Here is a 15,005-nt window from a genome sequence, read left to right on the forward strand (position 1 = left end):
GCGTTCTATACTCGTTCAATAATCAGTGCGATACCTTGCCCTACGCCAATGCACATGGTGCACAGCGCGTAGCGGCCGCCTTGGCGATGCAGCTGATACGCTGCGGTCGCTGCCAGACGAGCACCACTCATACCCAGTGGGTGGCCTATAGCAATAGCGCCCCCGTTGGGATTCACATGTGGCGCATCATCCGCCAGCCCCAATTGGCGTGTTACAGCCAGAGCTTGGGCAGCAAACGCCTCATTCAATTCGATTAGATCCATGTCTTCCAAGCGCAAACCGGCACGTTTTAGTACGCGGCGAGTGGCTTCTACTGGACCAATACCCATCACACGTGGTTCTACACCCGCCGCAGCCATTGCTACGACGCGAGCCAACGGTTTGAAACCTTGTTGTGCGGCCATGGCTTCAGAAGCCACTACCAAGGCACATGCACCATCGTTCACGCCAGAAGCATTACCTGCGGTCACACTAAGGTCTGCACCGTTTACGCCTTTCAGTTTGGCCAATTGCTCTACGCCAGTACCAGGGCGTGGGTGTTCGTCTTCCGTCACGACGATAGGATCGCCTTTGCGCTGAGGAATACTGACGGACATCAGTTCGTCGTTAAATACACCAGCGGCTTGTGCTGCTGCCCAACGTGCTTGGCTACGCGCAGCGAACAAGTCTTGGTCTTCACGGCTAATGTTGAAGTCAGCCGCAACGTTATCAGCCGTTTGCGGCATGGTGTCTACACCAAAGGCCGCTGCCAGTTTGGGGTTCACAAAGCGCCAGCCAATGGTGGTGTCATACACTGCGTTGCTGCGTGAAAACGCGCTAGTCGCTTTGGGCATCACAAAAGGCGCACGGCTCATGCTTTCCACACCGCCTGCCACGATGAAATCACAGTCGCCTGCTTTAATGGAGCGAGCTGCCATACCTACGGCATCCAAGCCCGAACCACATAGTCTGTTGATGGTTGTTGCAGGTACATTCACTGGCATACCAGACAACAAGACCGCCATACGAGCCACGTTGCGGTTATCTTCACCCGCTTGGTTCGCACAGCCAAAAATCAGATCGTCCACCAGCGACCAGTCCGCATTAGGATTACGCTGCATCAAAGCAGTCAACGGCATTGCCGCCAAATCATCTGCTCGTACTGACGACAGTGCGCCACCATAACGGCCTATGGGTGTACGTACAGCATCACAGATAAAAGCCTCGGACATAGGTCTGTTTCTCCTGTTGGATCTGCTCCAGTCTATTCAATGACCGACCGGACGGTTATATATATTCACATGAGTATTTAGCCATTTAATACATTACAGATCAATGAGGGTTTTCTCTTAATTTGTAATGTTTCAGGCTAAATTTTTTTGCTGCTACCTACAAAACGGCAGCCAAACGTTCCAAACGTTGGCTAACTTGCTGGCTCTTGCCAGGCAATTCACCGTCAATACTGACAAAATCAGCCACCACCTTGGTATCGGCCATTTTTGATAAAGCTAAATACAATCGGGCAAACAGCTGACGGGCTTCGTGGCCTTCCCAGTTTTCTGGCAAGGCTTCTACCGGCAAGTGCGGTGCACGCAAGGCAACATGACGAAATTCATGCACCATCAGCAAACGCAATGTCAGTGCGGTAGCGGGCTCTAACTGCGAGAGCAACGCCTCAACTGGTTGGAAATGGGAAATAAAACCTTGATACGCTTCAGCGTAACGCGGTAAGTCCCAATGCTCGGCCACAAAGGTGCGCATGTTATCGCGCCCCTGCAATACTTCGGCCTGCCACACCAATACTTGTTTAGGCAGCGGTACGTCATCTGGCCCCATCGCCAAGCGAGGGCTTACTGCAGCATAGCCCAAACGTTTCAAGGTACGCATGATGGCGTCGGAATCACCACCTTCTACGTAGACCAAGCGCCATTGCTGCGTGGCTTGGTAGTCATACAGCACTTTTGCCGCATACGAAAACTCGGTGCGTGCGGCGTTGGTCAACCGGTAGAAGCTGCGACGCCCTGCCCGCTCACCCTGCAACTGCCCTGCTGCCATCAATCGCGACACCGCTGTGCGTACCAGATTTTCACTAATACCCACAGCAGCGCAGCATTCGATGATATTTCCCATCCACACTACACCACCACGCGGTTCTACTACGTCACCATATAAGGTGACGATGAACGCTGCCGCTTTAAGCTGGCAGTTTTGCAGCAACGTATCGACTAGCTGCTGACCCGCGTTGGTATTCGGCGTAGATGTAGACAGGAGTGGCATAGGCTTCAAAAAACATTAAGTGGGCTACAACCCTCAAAATGTACCAGTTTCTGCTACAGCTAGCAGCTTTTGGCAAGGTTCTGGTGTCATACCCATTGCGGCAAAGTGACGCAAGCGTTGCACCACCTCGGCTACACCACGCTCTTGAGCGTCTTGCAACAAACCACCCCGCCAACGTGGGAAACCGTAGCCATGAATCTCTACCAAATCTACATCAGCCGAACGTTGTGCAATACCTTCTTGCAGAATCAGCGCAGCCTCATTCACCATAGGCAACACTAAGCAATCAACAATGTCTTGCTCGGTCCATGCTTGTTTGACCCCACCAGTAGCCACGTTGGCGATGACCTCAGCCACCACAGGCGACTCTATAGCCTGGCGCTCACCAGGCACGTAGTCATACCAGCCACCATTGGTTTTTTGACCCAATCGTCCCATCTCGCACAGTTGCTCAGCCACTGGTGCAAAGACTTCTTCGCCACGCTCTTTCGCTGCTTTACGCTGGAAGGCTGCGATGTCCAAACCACCCAAATCTTGAGCCTCAAATGGCCCCATAGGCATACCGTAGGCACGCATAGCGGCGTCTACTTGGCTAGGTGTAGCACCCGCCAGCAGCAAGCGCTCTGCCTGCGCACGCAATACGCGCAGAATCCGGTTGCCGATAAAGCCATCACAAATGCCTGCTCGTACTGGAATTTTGCGCAACTTAGCCGCCAACGAAAAACTGGTAGCCAGCGTTTGCATAGAGGTTTGCTCTGTTGGCACGATTTCCAGCAGCTTCATGATTTGTGCTGGACTAAAGAAGTGCAGACCAATAAAACGCTCGGGCGCTACGATACCTTGGGCAATAGCAGAGGGATCTAAGTACGACGTATTGGTTGCCAAAATGGCATCCAAACGGCATACGGTGGACAACTGTGTGAATACATCTCGCTTCACTTGCAGGTCTTCAAATACCGCTTCTATAACCAGATCCACTTCGGCCAAGCCGGTGTAGTCGGTCACACCACGCACACCCGCAATACGTGCTTCGGCAGTTTCCGCCGTGATGCGGCCACGCTTCACGCTACTTTGGTACGTAGAGCTAATACGGTCCAACCCACGCTGCAACGATTCAGCATCACGCTCCATCAACACGACATTGATGCCTGCATCACGCAATGCCATGGCAATACCCGCACCCATGGTCCCACCACCTACCACGCCAGCCACCTGAATTTCTTTGGTATCAACACCCTTGATTTCTGGTGGACGAGTCGCGCCACGCTCTGCAAAGAACACATGGCGCAATGCACGTGCTTGTGCCGAACCACGCAAGGTCAGGAAAGTTTCACGCTCGAAGGCTTGCGCTTCTGCTACTGGTGCCTCGCACGCACGTTTTACACACTCCAACGTCATTGCTGGTGCTTGCAAACGTTTATCACGTGGCAACAACTCTTTAGCCAGTTGTGCCCACTCTTCTGAGGACAAGGCCTCACCCGCTACTGAACGTTGCAATACAGGCTGCGGTAATGGCTGTGCCAATACCTGCTCTAGCCATGTGAGCGCATTTTTCTGTAGATCAGTCTCAAACACAGCATCTACCAAGCCGCTTTGCAAGGCTGCCGGCGCTTTAACGGGAGCACCTTTGACGACCATCTCCGCTGCTTTACGCGCACCCACCAAACGTGGCAAACGCACGCATCCACCCGCGCCAGGTACCAGACCCAAATTCACTTCGGGCACACCCAATTGCGCATTAGCCAACGCCACACGGAATCTACACGCCAGCGCAATTTCCAAACCTCCACCCAGCGCGCTGCCATGAATCGCTGCCAGCCACGGTTTAGTGGCCTGCTCAATGGCCGCAATCACATCAGGCAAGTGCGGTGCTTGAGGCGGTTTGCCAAACTCATTGACGTCTGCACCCGCAATAAAGGTACGCCCTGCACATGTCAGCAGTACCGCTTGTACAGAGGGATCTGCATCCAGTGTTTGTACGGCAGCAATTAAGCCGCTGCGCACATCCTTGGATAGTGCATTTACGGGTGGATTATCCACCTGCACAATCGCAATAGCCCCACTACGTTCAATAGCAATATTCATCGTTTACATCCCCAGATAGGCCGAGCGTATGCGTGGGTCTTCAATCAATTGCTGAGCCGGGCCGGACAAGGTGATGTGCCCTGTTTCCATCACATAGCCTCTGTCTGCAACTGACAATGCGCCAAACGCATTTTGCTCTACCAACAATACAGTGACGTCCAACTCTTTCAGACTTTTCACCACATCAAAAATCTGAGCCACCAAAATGGGGGCCAACCCCATACTAGGCTCATCCAACAATAAGCACGACGGACGACTGAGTAATGCGCGCGCAATCGCCAACATTTGCTGCTGCCCGCCTGATAAACCACCCGCCGCCAAATTACGCTTTTCACGCAGGATAGGGAACATGTTGAAGGCATCTTCCATGTCTCTATCTACTTTGTCATCGGTGTACAAATAAGCACCCAAACGCAGATTTTCTTCCACCGTCAGGCTAGTGAAAATCTGGCGTCCCTCGGGTGATTGCGCCAAACCGCGCTTCACACGCTGGTAGGCTGGCATGGTGTTCAGGTTCTCACCCCTAAACACAATCGTGCCATCTTGCACAGGCTGAATACCAGACAAGCAGCGTAACAGGGTGGTTTTACCGGCACCGTTTGCCCCCACCACTACGACAATCTCACCTGCACTGATTTCCAGATCAATGCCATGCAGCACTTCAATGCGGCCATAGCTGGAACGTAATTGATTAACACTCAGCATATTTGGCAGCCTCCTCTTTTGCGCCTGCACCCAGATAGGCTTCAATCACGCGCGGATGGCTTGCGATCTCTGCGGGCACACCTTCTGCAATTTTTTCGCCATGATCCAGCACTACGATCTGATTGGAAATGCGCATCACCATTTTCATGTCGTGCTCTACCAGCAAAATCGCAATACCGCTGCCAGCAACCTCGGCCACCAGCTTCTCTATTTCTTCCGTTTCTACCGCGTTACACCCTGCCGCAGGCTCATCCAACAGCAGCAATTTGGGCCCTAACGCCAATGCACGGGCAATTTCCAAGCGCTTTAACGAGCCGTAAGACAGCGAACCGGCTTCAAACTCAGCAGCGCGCCCTAGCCCTACACGCTCAAGCAACTCACGCGCTTGGTCCTCTGATCGTTTGGTGCGTCTACGTGCGGAAGGCAAACCCAGCAAATCGGCCAATAGCGAACCGTTTTCTTGCAGGTGAAAACCCGTTGCCACGTTTTCCAAAGCTGTCATGGCAGGAAAAACCTGTAGGTTTTGAAAAGTACGTGACATGCCACGGCGCGCCAACAAATGTGGTGCCATGCCGGTAACAGGCTCATTGTTCAGCAACACTTCGCCTTGCTGCGGTTGATATACCCCCGACAGCATATTGAACAAGGTAGTTTTACCAGCGCCGTTAGGGCCAATCACCGAAACGATCTCACCTTCACGCACCGCAAAACTCACGTCATGCACCGCACGCAAACCACCGAAAGAGATACCTACGTTTTTAACGTCTAATAAACTCATTAGCCTCTCCCGCGTAGTTTCTGTGACAAGCTAGGCAATACACCTTCGCGCATGAATATCATGACCAGCATCATGATTAAGCCCAACACAATCTGCTCGTACTCTTGCAAGAAGGTCAGCACCTGCGGCAAGGCTGTCAGTAGCGTCGCACCAAACACAGCACCCAATACAGACGCTGCACCGCCCAACACGGCCATCGTCACAATTTCAATGGAGTGCATGAACCCGGCCACATCAGGTGTCACGAAACGGTTTTGCATCGCCAAAATAGAGCCCGCAAACGAAGCATAAATCGCAGAGATCACAAAGCCACGCAGTTTGAAGCGCGCTACATCCACACCTACGGTACGGGCAGCCACTTCAGAACCGTGCAATGCACGTAGTGCACGACCTGTTGCACTGTATTGCAAGTTCAAGGCAATGGCAGCACCAATCACCAACGCAATACCGCTAAAGGCATACCAGAACTCGGCATTATTCAGGTTTAAGCCCCACTCTTTCAATATGGCGCGTAAGCCAGGGTCAGCCACCACGATACCGTCTGGGCCACCTGTTAACCATGCTTCGTTAGTCAGAATCATGGAAATCAACACACCAAAACCCAGAGTGGCGACGGACAAGTAGTAGCCTTTGAGTCGTAAGATAGGACGTCCAACCAACCAAGCCAAAACGCCGGAAATCACAGCGCCCAACACAGCGGCTGACAACACCGAGATACCTAAGTGTTTAGGGGCCAATGCACAAGCATAAGCACCAATACCGATAAACCCGGCATGACCCAAACTGATCTGGCCTACAAACCCGGTCAGAATCACAATCCCCACCACAGCCAAGCTATTCACAAATACTAGTGAACCCACGCGTAGGTAGTAAGAGGACGGGAAGAACCACGGCGCAATAGCGATCAGCGCAATCAGAATCAGCAAAGTGGTATGTTTAGGAGACAATCTTTTCATGGTTTACACCCTCTCCATGGATTTACGCCCAAACAGACCCTGTGGCATCAGGAACAACACCGCCAAGATCACTACAAATGCTGCCGCGTCTTTGTACTGCGAACTGATATAGCCCGCTGTCATTGCTTCTAGCACGCCCAGCAAAATACCGCCTACCAATGCACCTTTAGGATTGCCCATACCGCCCAACATCGCGGCTGCAAACCCTTTAAGAGCCATGGTCATGCCAATGTCATAGCTGGTCAGCGTAATAGGTGTCACCAACACGCCCGCCAATGCACCAATCGCTGCCGACAAGGCAAACGACAGCGTCATCACGTATTTAGTGTTGATACCTACCAGCACCGCTGCGATGCGGTTGTTTGCCGTTGCCAATACTGCACGGCCAGTCAGGGTGCGCGTAAAGAACAGCCACAACCCAAAGAACACCACAAACGCACCAGCAATCACCCACAAGCTCTGCGGCAAAATTGTTGCCCCCAGCAGCCTAATGGGATCATCACCTGAAAACGCAGGAAATCTATGCAACTGCTTATCAAAAACCAGTTGCACTACCCCACGTACGAAAATGGATGCCCCGATCGTAATAATGATCAGGCTTACTACTGGTGCGCCACGTGCCGGCTCAATGGCCAACTTATTCAGCAACACCCCAATCACTGCGGTCACCACAATCGCCAAGGCGGCAGCCAATGGCAAAGGAGCGCCAGCGGTATACGCCGCAGCCGTAATCATGCCCCCCAACATCACGAACTCACCTTGCGCAAAGTTCGCCACATCTGAGGCGTTATAAATAATGGTAAAACCTAGTGCCACCAGAGCGTAGACGGCACCTACCGTCAGTCCCGATAACAGGAACTGCATAAATTCGGACATATCTGTCTCCAGACGTTCTGCGTGCCCACCGTGGAGGGTGGCTACTGCCACACCCCACGGATGACCTTATTACTCAATAATTGTCCATTTGCCATCACGGATTTCCAGCATGCGGAATGCTGTCAAATCCAGACCCAAGTGGTCTTCAGGCGTCATGGTGTAGATACCTGTTGTGCCTACCAAACCTTTGGTAGCTTCCAAGGCGTCGCGGATTGCTGCTGGATCAGTAGAACCAGCACGTTCAATCGCATCTACGATCAAGTACAGCGCATCGTGGGCATAGCCACCGAATGTGGAAACAGGTTTACCTGTTTTGCTTTCGTAGCGCTCTTTGTAAGCTTGTACAGCAGGACGTTGTGGATCATCAGCAGCCAACAAGCTTGCTACCAACAACGGTGTACCTGGCAAACGGATACCTTCAGCCTCTTTAGCGCCAGCCAACTCAATGAACGCATCAGATGCTACACCGTGAGACTGATACAAAGGCAGATCAATAGCCAACTGTGAGTAGTTACGTGTCACGATGGCAGGACCTGAACCCAAGCCCATCACCATGATAGTTTGGATACCGTCTTTGTTTTTCAGGTTGGTCAACTGTGGAGTCATATCTGCATCGGTAGGGCCAAAAATTTCATCGCCCACAACATTGATGCCGTACTCGTCCACGATATCCAAGCACTGTTTGCGCATGGAAGAACCAAAGCTATCCGAACCAGACAACAAGCCTACGTTGTGCAGATCACGTTTTTTCATGTCCTCAAAGATCTTGGCACAAGCCATGCGATCAGTGTGAGGGGTTTTGAACGTGTGTTTACGTACTGGTTGAGTAATTTCAATCGCACCAGCCAACGAGATGAATGGCACACCAGCCTCTTCCACTACCGGCATGATCGCCATAGTGGCGCCTGTTGTAGAACCACCGATGATGGCCACAACTTCGTCATCTTCTACCAAACGCGTCGCAAACGTACGCGCTTTATTGGCATCACTCGCATCGTCATACGAGATCAAACGGATTTTTTCGCCCTTAACACCAACACCTCCTCTGGCATTGATATCCTCTACAAGGATTTTCAGTGTCTGTTCTTCAGGCTCGCCCAAAAACGATGCAAAACCCGTGGAAGATACGGAAGAACCGATCAGGATTTCAGCTTGACTGCTCACTGCCATGCAAGATAGCACAGCGGCCACAGCAAGTTTGCACACGTTTTTCTTTGACGCGTATTGAGTCATCTCATGTCTCCTAGCTTGTTGAAGTGAACTACTTGTTATTGGGGTGGCCTTGCTGGCCACTCCCTGATTTCTTTGTTCTTACTGTGTCACCGGTCTACGCCACATCACCACACGGAAGCGGTTTGCTACAAAAGCAGCATCCGCCACGCATGCGTTTCCAGCAGGATTAGCCCCTGTGACGTGGAAATCACTGAATGCAGCGCTCTGGTTTACATAAATACCGCCCATCAAGTTGATGGACAGGTTTACACCCGCTGCCGCAAATGCCTGAATAGCCACTTGAGTTGCGTCAGCATCGGTTTCGTACAAGGCAGCGGTAATCGCTCCTTTGGTTCTGGCCAATGTGGCAGCGCGACGTACACCCTCTTCTGCGCTGTCTACTGCTACTAGAAATACGATAGGGCCAAAGCATTCGGCACCGTACAAGGTTTCGTCTTCAGCCTGTACCGACAACAGCAATGGGGTGGCTGTACGTGTGCCTTCTAAGCCTTCTATAGGTGCGGAGTCACGCACAATTGGGGCCACGTTACGCATGGATTGCACACGCTCCAACGTATCAGTATTTGCCAAAGCACCCGCCACCATAGCGGCACGCGCAGGGTCTGCTAACAAACCGTCAATCGCAGCGGCAATACCTTGCTGCACTTCTTCCAACGTTTTGTGGCCGTCACCAGCACGTATACCGGTTTTGGGAATGAAGATATTCTGCGGAGCCGTACACATCTGGCCGCTGTACAGTGCTAACGAGAACGCAATGTTCTGGCACATGCCTTTGAAATCATCCGTTGCCGATACAACAATACTGTTTACGCCTGCTTCTTCGGTGTACACCAGCGGGGTAGCGGCATTCGCACGCAACCATTTACCGAAAGTATGCGAACCGGTGTAATCAATTTGAGCCACATCGGGGTGTTCAGCCAAATCTTTGGCCAACCCAGTACCGGCGTCTTCTGCTGCTAACAACACCACATCTGCAGGGAAACCTTGCTCTGTCAGCACTGCACGGGCCACTTGCACTGTAATCGCCATAGGCAAGATCGCAGCAGGATGCGGTTTGGCAATGACGGTGTTACCGGTCATCAAATTGGCAAACAGACCAGAGTAACTGTTCCATGTAGGGAAAGTTTGGCAACCAATCAGTACCGACACGCCGCGCGGAATAATCTGCCAGTGTTTTTCCAGTACCAGGTCACCGGCTTTGCCTTGTGGCTTAACCCACTGAGCTTCGGCAGGAATACGAGCCATTTCTGCCCACGCATAGGCCAACGCTTCCAGACCACGATCTTGGGCGTGTGGGCCACCTGCTTGGAAAGCCATAGGAAAGGCTTGGCCAGAGGTATGCATCACAGCATGGGCCATTTCAAAACTACGTTTATTCAGACGATCCAAGATTTCCAAACACACACCCGCACGTGCCTCGTGCGATGCCGCTGCCCACGCTTTTGCAGCTGCTTGCGAATGCGTAACCAATGCTTGTGCATCGACTGCAGGGTATGTAATGCCCAGCACCGGACCATACGGCGACTGTTCTTGGCCTACCGTATAAGCACCCGGATGACCCGGCAAATCGAAGGGACTATTCAGGGTAGCGTTATACGCTGCCAAGCCATCGTCTTTGGCCGTTTCACCATAAAATTTGCCGCTGGGAACCTCTGGATATGCTGTCCAGAAACCGCGCTGTTGCAGGGCTGTTAACGCCGCCTCGAGGGTGGCGCGGTGCTGTTCAAATAAACTCTGCATACTGGTTTTTCCTATGTCTACATTTGGCAAATATTATTGACCGACCGGACGGTTTATGCAATAGTAACAACCCGAATACCCGAACTTTGAGAAAATAAGCAAAAAAATCAAAGCCTACCAAAGCAAGGTTCGGCACCACTGGTTCTAAAGCAAAAGGAGACATGCAATGAACCCTGCACACGATTGCGTGCTGAGTCGTCTTGACCAAGGCGTACTACACCTGACCCTCAACAGGCCAGAAAAGCTAAATTCCTTTAACACCGAGATGCACTTGGCCTTGCGCGCCGAATTCGAACGCGCCAGCCAAGATCCTGACGTACGAGCGGTGCTGCTTACGGGTGCAGGTCGAGGTTTTTGTGCTGGGCAAGATCTGGGTGATAGAGATCCGCGCAAAGCAGAAGCGGCACCAGATCTAGGTCAAACCATTGAACAGTTCTACAACCCACTCATCCGCCAAATTCGCGCTCTGGAAAAACCAGTCATTTGCGCGGTTAATGGTGTGGCTGCAGGCGCTGGTGCCAACATCGCACTGGTATGTGACATCGTATTGGCGGCACGTTCAGCCAAATTCATTCAAGCCTTTTCCAAAATCGGCTTGGTGCCAGACTCTGGTGGCACATGGAGCCTGCCTAATCTAATCGGTGAAGCACGTGCCAAAGCTTTAGCACTAACCGCAGCACCACTGGATGCCACTACTGCCGCCGAATGGGGCATGATCTGGCAAGCCGTGGAAGATACCGAACTGCAAGATACGGCCACTAAACTGGCTCGTCAACTGGCTCAGGGCCCTACTTTTGGCCTAGGCTTAATCAAACAAGCGATTCAATCCGCCTCTGAGAACAGTCTGGATCAACAATTAGATCTAGAACGTGACTTACAGCGCCGTGCAGGACGCAGTCACGATTATGCTGAAGGCGTAACCGCTTTCTTGGAAAAACGCGCACCTGAATTCAAGGGGAAATAAGATGAGCACAACGACTCTCTCCCCTCAGGCTTTAGCGCAAGCCTGTGCAGATGCCATGTGGGCGGATGATCACGCCACCAAACATCTGAACATGGAATTACTCAATGTGGATGCAGGCACTGCCTCTATCCGCATGCGTATTGCGCAACACATGCTAAACGGCCACGGTACTTGCCACGGCGGCTACATGTTTACTCTGGCGGATTCCTGCTTTGCTTTCGCCTGCAATACCTATAACCAACGAACAGTAGCCCAACATTGTTCCATTACTTATTTGGCTCCTGCATTCGAACACGACGAACTCACGGCTACCGCACGTGAAGTCAGCCGAATTGGTCGCAGCGGTATCTACGATATTAGTCTTCACAATCAACGTGGAGAACACATCGCAGAATTCCGCGGCCATTCGCGCACCATCAAAGGTTCATTATTGCCTGATAGCCAGCCCTAAGAGGCACGGCTTACACAAAGAAATAGAGAAGTAGAGGACACAAAACCATGGAACCTATCATTCCTAACAAAGCTGATCTGGACCCCATCGTACTGGCTTCGCGTGATGAAATTTCCGCACTGCAGTTGGAGCGCATGCAATGGTCACTGACCCACGCCTACGAGAACTCCCCTTTCTATAAAGCGCGTTTTGATGAAGCTGGTGTACACCCTTCAGATCTGAAAACCTTGGCAGACTTGGCCAAGTTCCCTTTCACCTGCAAAGATGATCTGCGCAAATCCTACCCCTTCGGTATGTTTGCGGTACCACGCGAAAAACTGGCTCGTATTCACGCTTCTTCAGGTACTACAGGTAAACCTACTGTTGTAGGCTACACCCGCAATGACATCGACACATGGGCCACATTGGTTGCCCGATGCATTCAGGCTGCTGGCGGTAGGCCTGGCGACATCATGCACAACGCCTACGGCTATGGGCTGTTCACAGGTGGTTTGGGTGCTCACTACGGCGCAGAAAAACTGGGTTGTACCGTAGTACCTATTTCTGGCGGCATGACTGAGCGTCAAGTATCCCTGATCAACGACTTCAAACCTCGTATTATCATGGTGACCCCATCCTACATGCTGTCCATTTTGGACGAGTTCCACCGCCAAGGCCTGGATCCACGTGAGTGTTCGCTGGAAGTGGGTATTTTCGGTGCAGAACCATGGACCAACGCGATGCGTTTGGAAATTGAGCAAGCCTTCGATATGCACGCTGTGGATATTTATGGCTTGTCTGAAGTGATGGGCCCAGGTGTGGCGAACGAGTGTGTGGAAACCAAAGACGGCCTGCACATTTGGGAAGATCACTTCTACCCAGAAATCATCAACCCAGAAACAGGCGAAGTGCTGCCTGACGGTGAGGAAGGCGAACTGGTGTTTACGACACTGACCAAAGAAGGCTTGCCTATTATCCGTTACCGCACCCGCGACTTGACTCGCTTGTTGCCAGGTACTGCTCGTAGCATGCGTCGTATGGCCAAAGTGACAGGTCGCAGTGACGACATGATCATTTTGCGTGGCGTGAACGTGTTCCCTACACAGATTGAAGAACAAATTTTGAAATGTGACGGCTTAGCTGCACACTTTAAAATCGAACTAAACAAATCGGGCCGCATGGATAACATGACTGTGCACGTAGAGTGCCAGCCACAATCCACTGACGATGCTTCGCGTCAACGTGCTGCCAAAGAACTGGCTCACCACATCAAGAGCATCATCGGCATCAGCACACACATCAACGTTGCTCAGCCAGGCACCTTGCGCTCTGAAGGCAAAGCACAGCGTATTGTGGACAACCGACCCAAGCAGTAAATTACCCCTTGTACATCAGCCTGTTACAGGCTGATGTACAAGAATACGCTACACTGATAGTTTTACTTACACAGGAAAAATATGGCTCGCTCCCGCGCAGCTGACTTTGAAGAAAAGCAGTTGCACATCTTAACCAATGCTGCTGCCGTTTTTGCAGAGCTAGGCATGGAAAAAGCCTCCATGTCACAAGTTGCTGCTCGCAGCCAAGTCTCCAAGGCTTTGCTGTACCACTACTACCCCAGCAAAACCGCTTTAATTTTTGACATCATCCGTAGTCACCTTGAAGAACTGGATGACGCGCTAGAAATTGTTGCCGAAGAAAGCAAGAACGATCCTGCTGAAGTACGCCTGCGTAAATTGGTGCGCCAAATTCTAGAATGTTATCGTGACGCCGATGACAAACACTTGGTACAGCTGAATTGCCAGCGTTCGCTTCCCGAAGAAGAAACGCATGAAATTAACATGCTAGAACGTAAGATTGTGGTGCAAATCGCCGATACGATCCGCGCAATCAACCCCGACATCAATGCCGAACGCCCGCTACTGAAGCCGGTCACCATGTCATTGTTTGGGATGTTGAACTGGGTTTATATGTGGTTTAGGCCTGATGGCCCTATCAGCCGCGAAGAGTACGCTGATCTCGCCACCACGTTGATTTTAGAAGGTCTGAAAAACATACGGTAAGCAAAACGGCTTACCGTTCTTCTTTTAGCCCCTGCCACTCTGGCCCGGGGACATCAATGTCCAACATAGCTAACACTCGTTGCACCGAGTGGTCGACTAGCTCATCAATATTCTGTGGTTTGAAATAAAACGCCGGTAAGGGTGGGAAAATAACAGCCCCCATTTCCGTCACCGCAGTCATATTGCGCAAGTGCGCCAAGTTAAACGGTGTTTCCCTGACCATCAATACTAAACGGCGGCGCTCTTTTAGCACCACATCAGCAGCACGGGTAATCAGGTTATCGGCTAAACCATGAGCTACCGAGCCCAAGGTACGCATAGAGCACGGCACGATAATCATACCGGCTGTTTTGAAGCTGCCGCTGGCGATGCTCGCGCCCACTTCTTTATGGCTGTGCACCACGTCGGCCAGATCATACAACTGCTGGCGCGTCATGCCCAGCTCGTGATCTAGATTCAGTACTGCGGCGGGTGAAACCACCAAATGGCTTTCCACCCCCTCGCAGCGCTGCAACATTTGCAACAGGCGCACTGTATAAAGTGCTCCCGTTGCGCCTGTCATGGCAACAATAATACGTTGCCTTACGCCTGAACTCATTCCAGAGCCCCAGCCTCACGCAGCATAGTTTCCAGTTCGCCGTTTTCGAACATTTCGGAAACGATATCGGAACCACCAACAAACTCACCGCCGATGTACAGCTGAGGAATCGTAGGCCAGCTAGAGAAATCTTTAATGCCTTGACGTACTTCTTCATCGTCTAGCACGTTTACGGTTACCACTTGGTTCAAACCTACTGCACGCAAGATTTGCACAGTGCGAGCAGAGAAACCACACTGAGGAGCTTGTGCTGTGCCTTTCATAAACAGCACAACTGGGTTTTCGGTCACGGTTTCACGGATAAAATCTTGAACTTCGCTCATG

The 15,005-nt window shown here is 51.8% G+C and carries 15 protein-coding genes; 4 read left to right on the forward strand and 11 right to left on the reverse strand.

Features of this window, described 5'->3' with window-relative positions:
* Positions 1-5 precede the first annotated feature (5 nt).
* From pcaF to paaN, 9 genes are all read right to left on the reverse strand, one after another.
* Complete coding sequence (gene pcaF, locus ACLO87_RS12655; protein WP_135864571.1) at positions 6-1,211, reverse strand: 3-oxoadipyl-CoA thiolase; 1,206 nt, start codon at positions 1,209-1,211, stop codon at positions 6-8.
* 157 nt (positions 1,212-1,368) lie between these two features.
* On the reverse strand, positions 1,369-2,256 hold the full coding sequence (locus ACLO87_RS12660) for a PaaX family transcriptional regulator C-terminal domain-containing protein (protein WP_430223886.1): 888 nt from the start codon (positions 2,254-2,256) through the stop codon (positions 1,369-1,371).
* Between the two features lie 33 nt (positions 2,257-2,289).
* Positions 2,290-4,341, reverse strand: a complete 2,052-nt coding sequence (locus ACLO87_RS12665; protein ID WP_430223887.1) for a 3-hydroxyacyl-CoA dehydrogenase NAD-binding domain-containing protein — start codon at positions 4,339-4,341, stop codon at positions 2,290-2,292.
* A gap of 3 nt (positions 4,342-4,344) precedes the next feature.
* Positions 4,345-5,046, reverse strand: coding sequence for an ABC transporter ATP-binding protein (locus tag ACLO87_RS12670; protein WP_135864564.1), 702 nt, complete (start codon positions 5,044-5,046; stop codon positions 4,345-4,347).
* Positions 5,033-5,824 (reverse strand): ABC transporter ATP-binding protein, encoded by a 792-nt coding sequence (locus ACLO87_RS12675; protein WP_135864562.1) that lies wholly within the window; start codon positions 5,822-5,824, stop codon positions 5,033-5,035. The genes ACLO87_RS12670 and ACLO87_RS12675 overlap by 14 nt, the downstream gene beginning before the upstream one ends.
* Positions 5,824-6,780 (reverse strand): branched-chain amino acid ABC transporter permease, encoded by a 957-nt coding sequence (locus tag ACLO87_RS12680; RefSeq protein WP_135864560.1) that lies wholly within the window; start codon positions 6,778-6,780, stop codon positions 5,824-5,826. Before ACLO87_RS12680 ends, ACLO87_RS12675 begins: the two co-directional genes overlap by 1 nt.
* A 3-nt stretch (positions 6,781-6,783) precedes the next feature.
* On the reverse strand, positions 6,784-7,656 hold the full coding sequence (locus tag ACLO87_RS12685; RefSeq protein ID WP_135864558.1) for a branched-chain amino acid ABC transporter permease: 873 nt from the start codon (positions 7,654-7,656) through the stop codon (positions 6,784-6,786).
* A 69-nt stretch (positions 7,657-7,725) separates the two neighbouring features.
* Positions 7,726-8,889: an ABC transporter substrate-binding protein gene (locus ACLO87_RS12690; protein WP_135864556.1), complete on the reverse strand. Its 1,164-nt coding sequence runs from the start codon at positions 8,887-8,889 to the stop codon at positions 7,726-7,728.
* 78 nt (positions 8,890-8,967) lie between these two features.
* Positions 8,968-10,629 carry a phenylacetic acid degradation protein PaaN gene (paaN, locus tag ACLO87_RS12695; RefSeq protein WP_430223888.1) on the reverse strand — a complete coding sequence of 554 codons (1,662 nt, stop codon included), beginning with the start codon at positions 10,627-10,629 and terminating at the stop codon, positions 8,968-8,970.
* A gap of 166 nt (positions 10,630-10,795) precedes the next feature.
* On the opposite strand from paaN, the gene paaG reads away from it, so the two are divergent.
* The 4 genes from paaG (at position 10,796) to ACLO87_RS12715 (ending at position 14,083) form a co-directional block, all read left to right on the forward strand.
* Positions 10,796-11,593, forward strand: a complete 798-nt coding sequence (paaG, locus tag ACLO87_RS12700; protein WP_430223889.1) for a 2-(1,2-epoxy-1,2-dihydrophenyl)acetyl-CoA isomerase PaaG — start codon at positions 10,796-10,798, stop codon at positions 11,591-11,593.
* A gap of 1 nt (position 11,594) precedes the next feature.
* Positions 11,595-12,044, forward strand: coding sequence for a hydroxyphenylacetyl-CoA thioesterase PaaI (gene paaI, locus ACLO87_RS12705; RefSeq protein ID WP_430223890.1), 450 nt, complete (start codon positions 11,595-11,597; stop codon positions 12,042-12,044).
* A 47-nt stretch (positions 12,045-12,091) separates the two neighbouring features.
* On the forward strand, positions 12,092-13,399 hold the full coding sequence (gene paaK / locus ACLO87_RS12710) for a phenylacetate--CoA ligase PaaK (RefSeq protein WP_135864384.1): 1,308 nt from the start codon (positions 12,092-12,094) through the stop codon (positions 13,397-13,399).
* Between the two features lie 81 nt (positions 13,400-13,480).
* The gene (locus ACLO87_RS12715) at positions 13,481-14,083 is read left to right on the forward strand and encodes a TetR/AcrR family transcriptional regulator (RefSeq protein ID WP_135864387.1); all 603 of its coding nucleotides are present in this window, start codon (positions 13,481-13,483) and stop codon (positions 14,081-14,083) included.
* A gap of 10 nt (positions 14,084-14,093) precedes the next feature.
* Here ACLO87_RS12715 and ACLO87_RS12720 read toward each other — a convergent pair whose 3' ends face one another.
* The gene (locus ACLO87_RS12720) at positions 14,094-14,681 is read right to left on the reverse strand and encodes a UbiX family flavin prenyltransferase (protein ID WP_135864389.1); all 588 of its coding nucleotides are present in this window, start codon (positions 14,679-14,681) and stop codon (positions 14,094-14,096) included.
* On the reverse strand, positions 14,678-15,004 hold the full coding sequence (gene grxD, locus ACLO87_RS12725; RefSeq protein WP_135864391.1) for a Grx4 family monothiol glutaredoxin: 327 nt from the start codon (positions 15,002-15,004) through the stop codon (positions 14,678-14,680). The genes ACLO87_RS12720 and grxD overlap by 4 nt, the downstream gene beginning before the upstream one ends.
* Position 15,005 lies beyond the last annotated feature (1 nt).

The organism is Paenalcaligenes sp. Me52, from assembly GCF_050487965.1.
Classification (GTDB): domain Bacteria; phylum Pseudomonadota; class Gammaproteobacteria; order Burkholderiales; family Burkholderiaceae_B; genus Paenalcaligenes.